We start from the raw sequence: 286 nt of genomic DNA on the forward strand, positions 1-286 counted from the left end.
TCGCATCTTCGATTACGCTTTGCATTACAATGGTCCACAAGGCATCTTCGAAAAGTTCTACCGTGAATATGACTTGCTGCTGCGCAATTCACTTCACGATATGAAGGTGAAACTGCTACTCTCTCAGTCGCAGAAGCAGAACCTATCCTCTTATGCTAAGGTTGTTATTCGTGGTGTGCCGTTCTTTTTCAACAAACTCAAGTTCACACTTGGAGGAAAGAATGAGCCTGTAGAGTCAGAGCTGTACACGGTATCGCTTATGCAGCCTACCATTACTGCTCCTACT

1 protein-coding gene is annotated in these 286 nt (G+C 44.8%); it reads left to right on the plus strand.

The features are described from left to right. A partial coding sequence (locus AC3II9_RS21675; RefSeq protein WP_489158747.1) for a hypothetical protein occupies window positions 1-286 on the plus strand: 286 nt, incomplete at both ends.

It is taken from the genome of Lysinibacillus sp. RU7, from assembly GCF_057837305.1.